Raw genomic sequence first — 15,120 nt, 5'->3', positions numbered from 1 at the left:
TACTTACTGGCAGAAAGCATGGACTGACACCCCCATCATTCTATAACGTGTTCTACATGAGCAAGCAGGAATACGACATCGTCGTCGTCGGCAGTGGTGCCGCAGGTATGACAGCAGCCTTGACCGCAGCCCATCAAGGTCTGAGCGTGGTCATCGTGGAGAAGGCTGCCCACTACGGCGGATCGACCGCCCGATCCGGCGGTGGAGTCTGGATCCCCAACAACGAGGCACTGCAGGCAGACGGTGTCACCGACACGCCAGAGGCCGCCCGTTCCTACCTGCACAGCATCATCGGCGACGTCGTCGCTCCCGAACGCATCGACGCCTACCTCGAGCGCGGTCCCGAGATGCTCTCGTTCGTGCTGAAGAACAGCCCGCTCGAACTGCAGTGGGTTCCCGGCTACTCCGACTACTACCCGGAGGCTCCCGGCGGACGCCTTGGTGGCCGCAGTGTCGAGCCCACCCCGTTCGACGGCAACAAGTTGGGCGCCGATCGCAAGAATCTCGAACCCGACTACGTCAAGGCCCCCAAGAACTTTGTCATCACCCAGGCCGACTACAAGTGGCTCAACCTGCTGATGCGCAATCCGCGCGGACCGCTGCGCGCCATGAAGGTCGGCATGCGATTCCTCGCTGCCAAGGCCACCAAGAAGGATCTGCTGGTTCGAGGACAGGCACTGGTAGCCGGCATTCGACTCGGTCTTCAGTCCGCCGGAGTGCCCATCCTGCTGAACACCCCGCTGACCTCCCTGTACACCGAAGCCGGCGCGGTTCGCGGTGTCAACGTCCTCATCGACGGCGAGGAGCAGGTCATCCGTGCTCGCCACGGAGTTGTGTTGGGATCCGGCGGATTCGAGCACAACAAGGAAATGCGCGAGAAGTACCAGCGCGGGCCCATCGGCACGGACTGGACCGTCGGCGCCAAGGCGAACACCGGCGACGGCATCCGCGCGGGCCAAGAGATCGGCGCTGCAGTCGATTTCATGGACGACGCCTGGTGGGGTCCGTCCATACCACTGACCGGTGGACCGTGGTTCGCTCTCTCCGAGCGGACCCTTCCCGGCTGCATGATGGTCAACATGTCCGGCAAGCGCTTCGGCAACGAGGCGGCTCCGTACGTCGAGGCAACCCATGCGATGTACGGCGGCGAGTACGGCCACGGCGAAGGCCCCGGCGAGAACATCCCGACGTGGATGATCCTCGATCAGCGCTATCGCAACCGCTACACGTTTGCCGGTATCACTCCCCGCTCCCCCTTCCCGGGTCGCTGGCTCAAGGCCGGCATCGTGGTCAAGGCCGGGACGATCGCCGAATTGGCCGAGAAGACAGGACTTCCCGTCGCATCACTGACCGAAACCGTCGAGCGATTCAACGGCTTCGCGCGCAACGGCAAGGACGAGGACTTCGGCCGCGGCGACAGTGGCTACGACGCGTACTACGGTGATCCCCGCCTGAAGAACCCCAGCCTTGCCGAAATCAGCAAGGCTCCGTTCTACGCCATCAAAATGGTTCCGGGTGACCTCGGCACCAAGGGCGGCATCTGCACCGATGTCAACGGCCGAGCACTACGCGAAGACGGAAGCGTCATCGAAGGTCTCTACGCCGCGGGCAACGCGAGCGCACCGGTCATGGGCCACACGTACGCCGGACCAGGCGCGACCATCGGCCCTGCAATGACTTTCGGTTACCTGGCAGTGCTGGACATCGCGGAGCGCGCGAAGAACGCTGAGACCGCTACTACCACCGAAGCTGCGAATACGGCGGTCGATCATGCCAATTGATCTTTCCGTAGCACTCGGCGCAGAGCTTGCACCACAGGAGTTCTCGTGGACGCCGTCGGACGTGCAGCACTACCACCTGGCGCTCGGTGCCGGGGCCCGTCCGCTGGATCCGAACGAATTGCGATACCTCGACGACGAGAAGCCACAGGTACTGCCCACCTTCGCCACCGTCGCGGCAAACTTCCACGCCACCGAAGCGCCGAAGGTCTCGTTCCCCGGCATCGAGATCGATCTCGCGAAAGTGGTCCACGGCAGCCAGGAAGTTACTGTTCATCAGCCGATTCCCGCCAGTGGCAGTGGCCGAACCACAACTCGGATCGCCGAAATTTGGGACAAGGGCAAAGCTGCAGTCATCGTGCAGGAATCGGTCACGGTCGACACCGACGGCAACCCGCTCTGGACTGCCCGCTCGTCGATTTTCGCCCGCGGAGAGGTGGTTTCGGGGGTGAACGTGGTCCGGCGGAATCGGTTTCGCTACCTGATCGCGAGCCCGACTCGGAGATCGTGGTACCGGTACTTCCACAGCAAGCATTGCTCTATCGGATGTGCGGTGATCGCAACCCATTGCACTCAGATCCGCAATTCGCCTCCGCTGCAGGCTTTCCAGCGCCTATCCTGCATGGACTGTGTACTTACGGATTGGTCTGCAAGGCCGCAGTAGACGCGATGCTCGACGGCGACAGCACGCAGGTGGCCGGGTTCCGTGCACGTTTTGCCGGGGTGGTTTTCCCGGGTGAGAACCTGAGCGTCCGAATCTGGAAAGGCGAAGGGCAACTCTTGATCTCCGCATTTGTCGCGGAACGCGACGCCCCCGCACTAGCTGACGTAGTTCTCACTCTTGCCTGAGATCCACCTTTTGAACTCACCGTAGTTCTCGAACCCGATGGAGTAGCTCGAAGATGACGGCACAAGACGAAAAGTTCCGACTGTCCCGACGAGGTTTCATGGCCGCCGGAGCCGGAGCCGTAGCCGCGACCGCATTCGCCGGTTGGACACCGGCCTACGCCGTCCCCGCCGGCTCTTCCGGCTCCGTGGGTGGCCCGGTACCGACCCTCACACCGCCGCCCGCCTTCCCCGAAGGCATCGCGCTCTACCAGCAGGCGTACCAGAACTGGTCCAAAGAGATCATGCTCGACACCATCTGGACCTGCGCTCCCAAAACACCCGAAGACGTAGTACGCCTGGCCAACTGGGGACATGCCAACGGTTACACCATCCGCCCCCGCGGAGCCATGCACGGCTGGACACCCCTGACTGTGGTGAACGGCGCTTCCATCGACAAAGTCATCCTCGCCGACACCATGGTCCATCTGAACTGGGTAAACGTCGATGCCGGTGGATCACCGGCGACGGTCACCGCGGGACCCGGTGCCACCCTCGACGCCATCACCACCGCACTTCAGGCCCAGGGCCTCGGCTTCGCCAATCTCCCCGCCCCCGGCGTCCTGTCCATCGCAGGCTGCCTTGCGGTCGACGCCCACGGCGCGGCCCTGCCTGCGGAAGGCGAAGCCCATGTTCCCGGACAGACTTTCGGCTCCCTCTCCAACCTCGTCACCTCTTTGACCGCAGTGGTCTGGAACGGCAGTGAATACGCGCTCAAGACGTACTCGCGGGCCGACGCTGCCATCAAGCCACTCCTGACCCACTTGGGCCGCACCTTCCTCACCTCCGTCACACTGCAGGCAGCACCCAACTACCGCATGCGCTGCGTCAGCTACACGGACATCGGTTGGCAGGAACTCTTCGGCCCTCGCGGCGCCTCCGGACGCACCTTCGAGAAGTTCGTCCGCGAAAATGGCCGCGCAGAGGCGATTTGGTACCCCTTCACCGAACGTCCCTGGATGAAGGTGTGGTCCCTCTCCCCCGAAAAGCCTCGCTTCTCCCGCGAAGTCACGGGACCGTACAACTACATATTCTCCGACAACCTCCCCGAACCGATCACCGACATGATCGGACAGATGAACTCCGGAAACCCCGGCATCGCACCCGCATTCGGGCAGATTATGTACGCCACCACCGTCGCCGGTCTCGCCGCGACCTTCGCCAACGACTTGTGGGGCTGGTCCAAGGACGTTCAGTTCTACATCCGGGCAACCACGCTGCGCCTCACCGAAGGTGGAGGCGCTGTCATCACGTCCCGCGCCAACATCGGCCAGGTCATCCACGACTTCACCCATTGGTTCAACGGCCGGATGGAGTACTACCGGTCCATCGGGCAGTTCCCTCTCAACGGACCCGTCGAAATCCGCTGCTGCGGCCTCGACGAACCATCTGACGTCGAAGTCACGTCCGCCGGCGCCCCCACCATCTCCGCCATGCGCCCACGCCCCGACCACCCCGAATGGGACACCGCCATCTGGCTCAACGTCCTCGGAGTCCCCGGAACACCCGGCATGTTCGCGTTCTACCGGGAAATGGAGCAATGGATGCGCGGCCACTACAACAACAACGACGCCACCTTCCGCCCCGAGTGGTCCAAAGGTTGGGCATTCGGCCCCGACAAGCCGTACACCGACGCACAGATCATCGACAACGACCTCCCCCAGACCTACCGCGACGGCGTCCCCACCAGCGACAACTGGGATACCGCGAATGCCGCCTTCAATGCACTCGATCCGCACAAGGTCTTCAGCAATACCTTCCTCGAACAGCTACTTCCGTAATTCTCGACCAGTACTGCCCGGCACCTTCACCTACGAAAGTGCCGGGCTTTTCTGTCGGCTCCAGTCGTTTCATTTCATCAACGGATGTGCGCCGATCACGGTAGATTCAGGCAACTGCGACATTCCTTTTCGGCTGAAGACACGAAGGGATCGCCCCCTATGAGGTCCACTTCGCGACAGCGACGAACTCGATTCGCCGTGATTGCCTTAGCCGCGGCGGCACTTGTTTCCTGCGGATCCAACGAAGACACCAGCGCAGGCACGAGCAGTCCCGCTGCAAGCACCGTCACTCCCGAATCACAGAAGATCACCGACATTGTCCAGGCCCAGGTCACCGAGCTCGGTCTCAGCGGCGCGGTGTACGGCGTGTGGCGAGGTGACGCCGTCGTGGCCACCGGCGCTGTCGGCGAATCCCCGCTCGGTGTTCCCGCAACAACCGATATGCAAGTACGCGTCGGACAGCCCATGGAACCGATGCTCTCGACTGTCCTTCTCCAACTCGACGAGTCCGGCACTCTCCCGCTCGACGAACCGATTGCCAAGTGGGAGCCGAGCTTTCCACGCTCCGATCAGATCACCCCACGAATGCTCGCCAACAGCACCACCGGAATCTCCGACTACGTAACCAATCCCGAATTCGACAAGCGCTTCTACGCCAACCCGATCCGGGGCTGGACCGCGCAGGAAATCCTCGATCTCGCCAACACCCGTCCACCGTTGTTTGCACCCGGCACCAGTTTCGGCTACTCGCACAGCGACCTGACTCTGCTCGGTGAAGTTGTCCAGAAGGCGGCCGGGCAATCTTTGAGTGACCTACTGCAGCAGCGCATTTTCGATCCGCTCGGAATGACTGACAGTCGGGTTGCGCTGAACCCACAGATCCCCGACCCCGTCCTGCACGGTTACACCACTGAACGCGGCGTCTTCGAGGATTCGACGTTCTGGAATCCCACGGCCTTCCTACACAGCGGCAACATGAACTCGACGGTCACCGACATCGGAAAATGGGTTCGCGCCCTCGGAACGGGTGAACTGCTCTCCGACACAGTCTTCGCCGAACAGATGGCCCCGACAACCGCGGGCCTCGGCCCTCTGACCGCCGACAAGTTCTTCACCTTCGGAACGGCCCACCTCGACGGTTGGCTCGTCATGAACCCGGCGTACGGCGGATACAACGGTGTTGCCCTCTACGAACCGCAGTCTGAGACCACCATTGTCATCTACGCAACTCTCGGACCGACATCCAACGTCAACGGCAACAATGCTGTCCCCATCAGCAACGCAATCGGCGCGCTCATGGTTCCGGACAACCCGCCGCACGTGCCCGGCACGTGACCGAGGTTTCTTGTGACTGCTTTGTTGTCACTGCCTTTCTTGTGACTGGCAACGTCGTATTTACCTGAGGAATACCTCCAGGACTCATCACACCGTCACCATTGCGCTCAGTACCGAACAACCCGCGTCGGACCGCGAGCTTCCCCGTGAAGCTACGAGAGCAAAAGATAGATTGGGACGGCCCGATGAGGAAATACTCGCTGTCAGTGGTGTGCACGCTCGCCTTGGGGACGGCACTGCTGTCCGCCAATGCTGCGACGGCATCGCCGAACTCATGCCCGGCCGGCGCGGTATTCGCAGTTGGTGGAACATGGGATCCGACCGGCAACACCACGCAACCTGTCACGGATCGCTACGCCGCCCAAGGATATGTCGCAAAACCCGTGAGCTACCCAGCTAGCTTCTGGCCTCTCGGCGACCAGACGTACGACGCCAGTGTGGCTGTCGGCGTCCAGGCACTTCATACCGAAGTTGATACCTTTCACAACCAGTGTCCGGGAAGCGAAGTCGTCATTACCGGATACTCCCAAGGTGCACGGATTGCGGGCGACGTTCTCGGCGACATCGCTCGCGACGGGTCCGTTCCCCAATCTCAGGTGACAGGCGTCCTGTATTCAGACCCTCGGAACTCCCGCGGCGGCATCGAAACCGTGATCCCGAACGTTGTTCCGGGTGCAACGATGTCCGGTACCCGCGCGGGCTTCGGCGACATTCCGGTCCAGGAGGTATGCATCGAGGGCGACGGCATCTGCAACATGCCCAAACCACGCGATGCGCCGGAACAATTTGTCGACTCTGTTTTCGGCTACTTCACGAAACACGGTACGTATCAACCGATGATGACGGACAGCACTCCGCCGCCGCAGCCTTCGCTTCCAGAATCACCAACCGTTCCCCTACAGCCCGCGGAGGTCGCCACCGCAATCGCCACACGGCTCGTCGAGAACCTCACGCCCTACGTCAAAGCAGCACTGTCGGGCGCGCTGACTACTGTTCTGACCGCACCTTGACGCCTATCGGCTGAAGCATCGACAGCCTACTGAAAAGCCGGGCAAGTCCAGGAACCTCACGAAGACTGCCCGCGACGTCCTCGAGGTCTCCATCGGCGAACAGCGTCAATCGCACGTCGGCGTCATACAGAACATCGACGACGTTCCCGAAACGCCGCACTGCGAATTCCGTTGCAGTGCAGAGAATCGGCACACGGTGGATCACCCATTCATCGAACCGGGTAACAAGATCGAGGTAGTCCGCCGCCGACGTCGAACCACCGCACAGCACATCGAAATCGAACCACACGGCTCCGTCGCGAATCGCAGAGCACATCACTGTGCGCGACCCCACTGTCAATTCGACCGGTTCACCGCGGCCGTCATGTGTTTCCGAACCAGAGTGAAATGCACCCGACGCAAACCTTCGATCCCGCTCACGCGGTTCCCGCAGCGTTCGGTAGTCGACCGCTCCACTCAACTCGATCACATTCCACGCCTTCTCGATCAACTCGATCGAGGGTACGAACTGCTCGTGAAAAAGTGGATTCGGAAGGAGTTCGTTCGGCGGGACATTGGACGTGACAACAACAGTCACATGTTGCGCAACGATCGTCTCGAGAACTCGCGTCATGAACAGTGCGTCGGCGACGTCGTCGATGTGGAACTCGTCGAAGCACAGGAGCCGAATCCCGTCGACCACCTGGTTCAGCGCTTCGCCCATCGACCCGAGACTATGGGCGCGAGTGTGCAGATCCGCAAAGAATTGATGAAAGTGGATGCGCCGCTTGCTTACTGAAACACTGTTGTAGAACGCGTCCATGAGCATGGTCTTTCCACGTCCGACGCCACCCCAGAGGTAGATCCCACCCCCACCGCCGCCGATCGAAATCCGCTCCCGTAATGCGTCGAGTGATGCACGTGCCGACAACTGCTCTTCGTCCAGTCGCATGATTCTCCTCTACATCTGTAGAGTCGAGGCTAGAGAGCGACTCGAACTCGAGTCAACGTGATCCGCACTACGCAGAACGGGATGGGCATGAATGGGATGGGCATGAACGCAGATCGCAGACCCCTCATGGGAGCGTGCGCTGTCACGATCATCGCTGAACACGGCCCGCGGGCATTGACTCATCGCGCCGTTGATGCCGCCATGGGGATCCCGCAGGGTTCAACCTCCTACTACTTTCGAACCCGAGAGTCCCTTCTTGCAGCGGCGGTCCAACACATCGTGGAGCAGTCGCAATCGACATTCGCGGAATTTCTGGACGACAAATCCGATCCGGCAACGGTGATCGCCCGATACCTTGGCGATCTCCTGACTCGGCGACGAGACGAGTTGATCGCCCGGTACGCTCTCCTACTGGAGATCCGTAGCAATCGTGAACTGCACGATGCCTTGGCGCAAAGCCTGTTCTCCACAGCCAGAGCGCAAGAGATCTTCGCAGGTCATCGCGTGAAGAATCCGGAAAGTGCTGCATCCGATCTTGTCAGCTTGCTGGAGGGCTTGCTATTCGATCGATGCATCGGATCGAGATCAACACCGACCCATCACGTCGAACCGGCAGAATCCATTCTTCAATTGAGGATTCCGATTGACGCGTACCTGCGCAGTATCAGGTAGTCGAGGCCTTTCAATCGGCCGGGCGCAACAATCGCTTCCCGCCACTTTCACCGTATCGCGTGCCCCGGGGCTTGCGGCAAGCCCCGGGTGATGGTGCAGACTCGGCTGCTGCGAGCAAGCGCACGCCTTGCCCGGAGGAGGGGATTGCATGAGTGACGTCATCGTGGTGGGTGCCGGACCAACTGGATTGATGCTGGCCGGTGAGCTCCGTCTACAGGGGGTCGACGTCGTGGTTCTGGACAAGGACGAGGAGCCGGCACCGTTTGTCCGTGCCCTCGGCATCCACGTACGCACGATCGAGATCATGGACCAGCGCGGCCTACTGGACAGATTCCTCGCGCACGGCCGAAAGTATCCGCTCGGTGGATTCTTCGCGGGAATCTCGAAACCCGCACCTTCCTACTTGGATACCGAGCACGGTTACGTACTGGGCATACCCCAGCCGGAAATCGACAGAATCCTTGCCGAACATGCCACCGAGGTCGGCGCGGACATTCGGCGCGGCAAGGGCGTCACCGCGGTCCGTCAGGACGACGACGGCGTCACCGCCGAATTATCCGACGGTACAACACTTCACGCGCGCTACCTGATCGGGTGCGACGGCGGGCGCAGCACGGTGCGGAAGCTGATCGATGTCGGGTTCCCAGGCCAGCCGTCGAGCGCCGACACGTTGATCGGTGAAATGGACGTGACCATGCCGGTGGACGAACTGACCGCAGTCGTCACCGTAATCCGCGAAACGCACAAGCGATTCGGCATCGGTCCGGCCGGAAATGGCACCTTTCGCGTCGTGGTTCCGGCAGCTGATGTTGCCGACGATCGCGCAGTCCCGACCACGCTCGACGACATCAAACAACAACTACGAGTCATTGCCGGCACGGACTTCGGCGTGCACTCCCCGCGGTGGCTCTCACGCTTCGGTGACGCCACACGATTGGCCGATCATTACCGTCGTGGCCGGGTGTTCCTCGCCGGCGACGCCGCGCACATTCACCCGCCGATGGGTGGTCAGGGCCTGAACCTCGGCGTCCAGGACGCCTTCAACCTCGGCTGGAAGCTCGCCGCGGAGATCCAGGGCTGGGCACCGGAGGGCCTGCTCGACACTTACGAATCCGAACGCCGCCCGGTGGCCGCCGACGTTCTGGACAACACGCGTGCGCAGGCGGAGTTGATCTCCACCGAAGCGGGGCCACAGGCGGTGCGGCGCTTGATCTCCGAGCTGATGAATTTCGACGACGTCAACCGCTACCTGACCGAGAAAATCACCGCGATCTCGGTTCGCTACGACTTCGGCGGCGACCATGACCTGCTGGGCCGGCGTCTACGAAACATCGCTTTGAACAGCGGAAACCTCTACGACTTGATGCACTCCGGACGCGGACTGCTGCTCGACCAGGGCGGCCAACTGTCGGTGGACGGATGGAGCGATCGTGTTGACCACATCGTCGACACGAGCGCCGAATTCGATTCACCCGCCGTGCTGCTTCGTCCCGACGGCCACATTGCCTGGATCGGTGACGCACAGTCGGAGTTGAGTGGCTCCCTGGAGCGGTGGTTCGGAGATCGCAGCGAAGACTCCAGATGACAAGCGAAGACGGTGATGCTTCGATAGAGTATCGACGTCCAATACCTGCAGGTCGATATACAGATGCGAGGAGGTGAGTCCCATTACCGCGTGGTCAGTAGGGGCGCCGCCTCCGCCGTTCGTTTCCCGGTAGCGATCGAGAGCGCCCATACGGTAATTCCCGAAAGGCACTCTCATGGCTGCACCGATACCCTCCCGTTCTCGGCAAAAATCCACCACCGACGTCCTTCGCCGCGCAGGATGCGTCTTTGCCGAGGATGAAGCGCGCGTTCTACTGAATGCCGCACAATCCCCCACCGAACTCGACGTCATGATCGCTCGGCGGGTAGCCGGCGAACCACTCGAGATCATTGTCGGCTGGGCAGGATTCTGCGGCTTGCGCATACTGCTGGAACCCGGGGTATTCGTGCCACGTCGGCGCACCGAGTTCTTGGCCAGACAGGCGTGTTCGTTGACCGCCCCCGGAGGTGTGGCTGTCGATCTCTGTTGCGGCTCGGGCGCCGTCGGCGCGGCACTCCAGGCGAACGTCCCGGCGATCGAGTTGTACGCCACCGACATCGAACCCGCTGCGGTTCATTGCGCGCGGCGCAACATCATCCCGCCTGGCCACGTCCTCAACGGCGATCTCTACGATCCGCTGCCCTCCCGACTCCGGGGCCGCATCGACGTCATAGCGGCCAACGCACCGTATGTCCCCACTGATTCGATCCGTCTCCTGCCACCCGAAGCGCGACTCCACGAACCCCGAGTCTCTCTCGACGGCGGCATCGACGGACTCGACATCCAACGAAGGATCGCCGACGAGGCAGCAACGTGGCTCAAATCCGGCGGACACCTGCTAGTCGAAACCAGCAACGAACAAGTGGACCGCACGGTGGAATCATTCACTCACGGAGGACTTCTCGTGACGATATCGGTACACGACGCAACATCATCAACCGTGGTGATCGGTACCAAATCGTAGTCGCGTCACCTGCTGACAGCTTTCTGATATCGACGGATAGCAAACGGCACGAAGACGATCAGCAATCCACCCGTCCACAACAGTGAAGCGATAACCGGATTCTGCAGCGGCCACGCGTCGGGAACCGTCATGGCAGGATTGGTGTTGCCAAAAAGTTCACGCACTGCCTGAGTCACGGCTGACACCGGATTCCACTCCGCGATCACCTTCAAAGGCCCTGGCAGGTTGGTGGTTTCGACAAACGTATTGGCGATGAACGAGAGCGGGAATATGACGATGAAGCTCGCGTTGTTGAACACTTCCGGCGTCCTGATCCAGAGACCGACCACTGCCATGACCCAGGACAACGCGTAGGCGAACAGCAGCAGAAGTAGGTATCCGGCCAGCGCCTCGAAGAAACTGGAGTGAATGCGCCACCCCACCAGCAGGCCGGTGATCGACATGACCACCAAGCTGATCACGTTGATGAGAACGTCACTGGACGTGCGGCCTATCAGGACCGCCGACGGCGCCATCGGCAGGGAACGAAACCGGTCGATGATCCCCTTCTGCAGATCCTCAACCATACCCAGACCCGTCCAGGTGGCTCCGAATATCACTGTCTGCGTGAAGATTCCGGCAATCAGAAACTCGCGATACGACGTGCCCGGAACGGAAATCGCGCTACCGAAAACATACGCGAACAACAACACGAACATGATCGGCGAGAGCGTCGTGAACACAAGGAGATCGGGAACACGCTTGATCTTGATGAGATTTCGCTTGGCAATGGTCAGGCCGTCTTCGATCGCCATCTGCACGGTCATTTCTGGTCCTCCAATTCAGCCTGGTGCCCGGTCAATGTGAGGAATACGTCGTCGAGAGTTGGTCGACGCAACCCGACGTCGAATACCTTGACCCCGCGGGCAGAGAGAAGATTGAGGGCTGCGACCAAGGCGTCGGTGCCGTCGTCGACGGGCACGGTGACACGCCGGACGTTCTCCTGGATTTGTATCTCCCCAACAGCGAGTGACCTCAATTCCTCCCGGACGACGTCGAGGTGTTCGCTCTCATGCACGCTCAGTTCGATACGTTCGCCGCCAACCCGCGCCTTGAGTTGGTCCGACGTTCCACGTGCGATCACAGAACCGCGGTCGATGACCGCGATCTGATCGGCCAACCTTTCTGCTTCCTCCATGTACTGCGTCGTGAGCAGTAGGGTCGTGCCCTGTGCCACCAACCCTTCGATGACATCCCAGAGTCCGAGTCTCGCTCGCGGATCGAGTCCCGTTGTCGGTTCGTCGAGAAACAGAACCTGCGGCCGGGCCACCAATGCACCAGCGAGGTCGAGGCGTCGACGCATGCCGCCGGAATAGCCCTTGACCGGCCGATCCCCGGCTTCGACCAGGTCGAACTGGTCAAGTAGCTCGCGCGCTCTCGCCTTACTTTTCTTTGCTCCGAGGTGATACAGACGTCCGACCATCTCGAGGTTTTCGTACCCAGTGAGGTACTCGTCGACTGCAGCGTACTGACCGGATGCCCCGATCTTGGATCGCAGAGCCCGTGCATCCTTGACGACGTCCAGGCCTGCGACTTCGGCGCGCCCGGAGTCAGGAGTGAGCAGCGTGGTGAATATGCGAACCGCTGTGGTCTTTCCCGCGCCGTTGGGACCGAGAAGTGCCATCACCGAGCCCTCGCGCACTTCCAGATCTACGCCGCCCAACGCCGTCAGTTCGCCGTACTTCTTGACCAGTCCCTCGGCCACAATCGCTCCGGTCATGCGTCCTCCCGTATCGGTTGTTCGACCCTCAGTGTGACCCAAGGCACCGACAGATTGCTACGGAATTAGTCGCGGACGGCCTTTCCGGACTGGACCTTTGCTCCCGAGCGATCCCACTGAACAGCGTCTTTTCGTTCGACGCGGACCACCACTGTCACTATCGCGGCTAGGAACGCAGCTCCCGCACCGATCGAGTAGAGAACCTCGAAGGAATGCAGGGTCGGAACGACCGCGACGCCGATCAAGACGGTCGAACTGGCCAATACCGCAGCGGCGACGGCACTTCCGGTCGAAGTACCCACGGATCGGAGCAGACTGTTGACGCTGTTTGCGGAGGCAGTCTGGTCGAGTGGAGCCGACTCGGTGATCAAGGTCGGCATCGCGGCCAAGGCAAATGCAACACCGGCAGACACAATCGCCGTGCCGAGAATGATGGTGAACAACGTGGGAGTGAGGAATACACGCAGGACATAACCGAGAGCAATGACGATGGCACCAGTCGCCAGTGTCGTCTTGGCTCCCCAGCGACGAGTGACCTTAGGTGAAACAGTCGCGAGGAGGACCATCAAGAGTCCACCCGGCGACATTGCCAGCCCCGCTGCAGACGCGGACAGTCCGAGTCCGAACCCGGATTCCGCGGGAAGCTGCAGCTCCTGCGTGGCAGCCAGCGAACTGATGAACATGGCAAAGCCGAGCAGTAGTGCGCAGATATTCGATACCAGGATCGGGGCGCGAACCGATGTTCGTAAATCCACGAGCGGCGCCGACGTGCGGAGTTCCCACGGAACCCACGAACCCAGCAGCACAATGCCTGCAACGATGAGGACCAGAACGACCGGACTTGCCCAACCCCATTCCGTGCCCTTGGAGATGGCGAGAAGCAAGCTGGTCATGGCCGCCGTGAAGACTAGTGCGCCGAGGAAATCGAAGCGCCCGCGGCTTTTCACGGCAGATTCCGGTACGACAAAAGGCAGTACAACTGCGACGGCAATACCGACCGCACCGGTCACCCAGAAGAGCGAGGACAGACCCCATTGTTCTGACAGCACCCCCGCCATCGGCATCCCTACCATTCCCCCGATGCCCACGGTCGCGCTCATGAGAGCTACTGCACCACTGAGCTTTTCGGGAGGGAGGGCGTCGCGCATAATGCTGATCCCGACGGGCAACAACGCGGAGGCAAATCCTTGCATCGATCGACCGAGTACAAGAACGAGGAAACTCTGACTGGTCGCGGCAATCAAGCAACCCACGATCATGACACCGAGACACAACAGCATCATGGCCCGCTTGCCGTACATATCAGCTAGCCGGCCGATGAGCGGAGTTGCGACAGCACCAGTCAACAATGTTGATGTCACCAACCACGACGCAGTCGAGTTGGAGACTCCCAATGCCGTCGCAAACTCAGGGAGAAGCGGAACGACCAGAGTCTGCTGCAGTGCGACCACCACACCGCTCAGACTCAAAACTCCGACAACCCACGCTGCCCGCACCTGAACGCGGGACGACTCTGCGGTCAAGCGTTCGAACGAGCAGCGACTCCGGCGTCGACAGGGACAACGATGCCGCTCATGTGTGCGCTGGCATCAGCTGAGAGGAACAGGACGACGCGAGTGATCTCGAACGGATCGAGCCACCCGACGGGCTGTGCGTGCAGTGTTGCGTACACCGGTTCGACGTCGGCCATCGTCGGTTCTTCGAGATCCGGGCGCATCATGTGGTACATCATGTCGTTGTGGATCATCGGCGTCGAAATATTGCCCGGCGCAATCGCATTGACCGTGACACCGGAATTGGCGAGTTCGAGGGAGACACTCTTGGTCAGTCCGATGACACCCCACTTGGAGGCGCCGTACGCAGCCATTTGCGTGCCGCCGGATCGGCCCATCATCGAGGAGATGGTGATGATTCGGCCGTAACCACGCTTCGCCATTCCGCCGGACACCGCAGCGACCGTGTTGAAAACACCCGTGAGGTTCGACGAAATGACTTCGTTCCACTGGGCCGACGTCATCGAGGAAATCGGGGCGGGAACCGACACACCAGCGTTCGCGACGGCGATGTCGACCTTGCCGAACTCTGCTTCCGCGCGGGCCACCAGGGCGTCCATTGCTTCGCGGTCGGCGGTATCTGCCTTGACTGCGATGCAACGACGCCCCGTGGCCTCGACCAGGCGGACGGTTTCGGCAAGATCCTCTTCGGTAGCAAGAGGGTAGGCGACGGCGTCGCTGTTCTCACAGCGATCACAGATCACGATGTCTGCGCCACGCTCGGCAAACGCGACAGCGTGCGCACGTCCCTGACCTCGAGCGGCACCGGTGATCAGTGCAACCTTGCCTTCGAAACTGCCCTCGAGGCTGTTCATGCCATCTCCTAGTTCGTTGTACACATTCGCTTACTGCATGAGTACTCCGAAC

12 protein-coding genes and 1 pseudogene are annotated in these 15,120 nt (G+C 61.2%); 8 read left to right on the top strand and 5 right to left on the bottom strand.

Annotated features, from left to right (window positions below; genetic code table 11):
* The first annotated feature begins 56 nt into the window (after positions 1-56).
* The 5 genes and pseudogenes from kstD to ACFRFQ_RS11040 all read left to right on the top strand — a co-directional run bounded on the left by kstD (position 57) and on the right by ACFRFQ_RS11040 (position 6,789).
* Positions 57-1,781: a 3-oxosteroid 1-dehydrogenase gene (kstD, locus tag ACFRFQ_RS11060; RefSeq protein WP_378656819.1), complete on the top strand. Its 1,725-nt coding sequence runs from the start codon at positions 57-59 to the stop codon at positions 1,779-1,781.
* Positions 1,771-2,627 (top strand): annotated as a pseudogene (locus tag ACFRFQ_RS11055) (MaoC/PaaZ C-terminal domain-containing protein). The gene kstD and the pseudogene ACFRFQ_RS11055 overlap by 11 nt, the downstream one beginning before the upstream one ends.
* Positions 2,628-2,680: 53 nt before the next feature.
* Entirely contained in the window at positions 2,681-4,444 is a 1,764-nt protein-coding gene (locus ACFRFQ_RS11050; RefSeq protein WP_378656816.1) for a cholesterol oxidase substrate-binding domain-containing protein, read from the top strand.
* A gap of 159 nt (positions 4,445-4,603) precedes the next feature.
* Positions 4,604-5,779 carry a serine hydrolase domain-containing protein gene (locus tag ACFRFQ_RS11045; protein WP_378656812.1) on the top strand — a complete coding sequence of 392 codons (1,176 nt, stop codon included), beginning with the start codon at positions 4,604-4,606 and terminating at the stop codon, positions 5,777-5,779.
* A gap of 185 nt (positions 5,780-5,964) precedes the next feature.
* Positions 5,965-6,789: a PE-PPE domain-containing protein gene (locus ACFRFQ_RS11040; RefSeq protein WP_378656809.1), complete on the top strand. Its 825-nt coding sequence runs from the start codon at positions 5,965-5,967 to the stop codon at positions 6,787-6,789.
* On the opposite strand, the gene zapE is transcribed toward ACFRFQ_RS11040, so the two are convergent.
* Positions 6,767-7,720 (bottom strand): cell division protein ZapE, encoded by a 954-nt coding sequence (gene zapE, locus ACFRFQ_RS11035; protein WP_378656806.1) that lies wholly within the window; start codon positions 7,718-7,720, stop codon positions 6,767-6,769. The genes ACFRFQ_RS11040 and zapE overlap by 23 nt on opposite strands.
* A gap of 81 nt (positions 7,721-7,801) precedes the next feature.
* On the opposite strand from zapE, the gene ACFRFQ_RS11030 reads away from it, so the two are divergent.
* From ACFRFQ_RS11030 to ACFRFQ_RS11020, 3 genes are all read left to right on the top strand, one after another.
* Positions 7,802-8,392 (top strand): TetR/AcrR family transcriptional regulator, encoded by a 591-nt coding sequence (locus ACFRFQ_RS11030; RefSeq protein WP_378656803.1) that lies wholly within the window; start codon positions 7,802-7,804, stop codon positions 8,390-8,392.
* A gap of 148 nt (positions 8,393-8,540) precedes the next feature.
* The gene (gene iri / locus ACFRFQ_RS11025; protein WP_378656800.1) at positions 8,541-9,977 is read left to right on the top strand and encodes a rifampin monooxygenase Iri; all 1,437 of its coding nucleotides are present in this window, start codon (positions 8,541-8,543) and stop codon (positions 9,975-9,977) included.
* 175 nt (positions 9,978-10,152) lie between these two features.
* Entirely contained in the window at positions 10,153-10,941 is a 789-nt protein-coding gene (locus ACFRFQ_RS11020) for a putative protein N(5)-glutamine methyltransferase (protein WP_378656797.1), read from the top strand.
* Between the two features lie 5 nt (positions 10,942-10,946).
* Here ACFRFQ_RS11020 and ACFRFQ_RS11015 read toward each other — a convergent pair whose 3' ends face one another.
* The 4 genes from ACFRFQ_RS11015 to ACFRFQ_RS11000 form a co-directional block, all read right to left on the bottom strand.
* On the bottom strand, positions 10,947-11,747 hold the full coding sequence (locus ACFRFQ_RS11015) for an ABC transporter permease (protein ID WP_138871765.1): 801 nt from the start codon (positions 11,745-11,747) through the stop codon (positions 10,947-10,949).
* Entirely contained in the window at positions 11,744-12,700 is a 957-nt protein-coding gene (locus ACFRFQ_RS11010; RefSeq protein WP_378656793.1) for an ATP-binding cassette domain-containing protein, read from the bottom strand. Before ACFRFQ_RS11010 ends, ACFRFQ_RS11015 begins: the two co-directional genes overlap by 4 nt.
* A gap of 65 nt (positions 12,701-12,765) precedes the next feature.
* Entirely contained in the window at positions 12,766-14,223 is a 1,458-nt protein-coding gene (locus tag ACFRFQ_RS11005; protein ID WP_378656790.1) for an MFS transporter, read from the bottom strand.
* Positions 14,220-15,068, bottom strand: coding sequence for a mycofactocin-coupled SDR family oxidoreductase (locus ACFRFQ_RS11000; RefSeq protein WP_378656787.1), 849 nt, complete (start codon positions 15,066-15,068; stop codon positions 14,220-14,222). The genes ACFRFQ_RS11005 and ACFRFQ_RS11000 overlap by 4 nt, the downstream gene beginning before the upstream one ends.
* Positions 15,069-15,120 lie beyond the last annotated feature (52 nt).

The organism is Rhodococcus sp. NPDC056743, from assembly GCF_042790355.1.
In the GTDB taxonomy this organism is placed as follows: Bacteria; Actinomycetota; Actinomycetes; order Mycobacteriales; family Mycobacteriaceae; genus Rhodococcus_F.
Note: the sequence above shows the minus strand (reverse complement) of the source record. Positions and strands in the feature narration are given on the sequence as shown.

Bases quoted from the DNA above. Each gene is read 5' to 3' on its own strand.
- kstD (WP_378656819.1), top strand. From the start codon at position 57: ATGAGCAAGCAGGAATACGACATCGTCGTCGTCGGCAGTGGTGCCGCA.
- ACFRFQ_RS11050 (WP_378656816.1), top strand. From the start codon at position 2,681: ATGACGGCACAAGACGAAAAGTTCCGACTGTCCCGACGAGGTTTCATG.
- ACFRFQ_RS11045 (WP_378656812.1), top strand. From the start codon at position 4,604: ATGAGGTCCACTTCGCGACAGCGACGAACTCGATTCGCCGTGATTGCC.
- ACFRFQ_RS11040 (WP_378656809.1), top strand. From the start codon at position 5,965: ATGAGGAAATACTCGCTGTCAGTGGTGTGCACGCTCGCCTTGGGGACG.
- zapE (WP_378656806.1), bottom strand. From the start codon at position 7,720: ATGCGACTGGACGAAGAGCAGTTGTCGGCACGTGCATCACTCGACGCA.
- ACFRFQ_RS11030 (WP_378656803.1), top strand. From the start codon at position 7,802: ATGGGCATGAATGGGATGGGCATGAACGCAGATCGCAGACCCCTCATG.
- iri (WP_378656800.1), top strand. From the start codon at position 8,541: ATGAGTGACGTCATCGTGGTGGGTGCCGGACCAACTGGATTGATGCTG.
- ACFRFQ_RS11020 (WP_378656797.1), top strand. From the start codon at position 10,153: ATGGCTGCACCGATACCCTCCCGTTCTCGGCAAAAATCCACCACCGAC.
- ACFRFQ_RS11015 (WP_138871765.1), bottom strand. From the start codon at position 11,747: ATGACCGTGCAGATGGCGATCGAAGACGGCCTGACCATTGCCAAGCGA.
- ACFRFQ_RS11010 (WP_378656793.1), bottom strand. From the start codon at position 12,700: ATGACCGGAGCGATTGTGGCCGAGGGACTGGTCAAGAAGTACGGCGAA.
- ACFRFQ_RS11000 (WP_378656787.1), bottom strand. From the start codon at position 15,068: ATGAACAGCCTCGAGGGCAGTTTCGAAGGCAAGGTTGCACTGATCACC.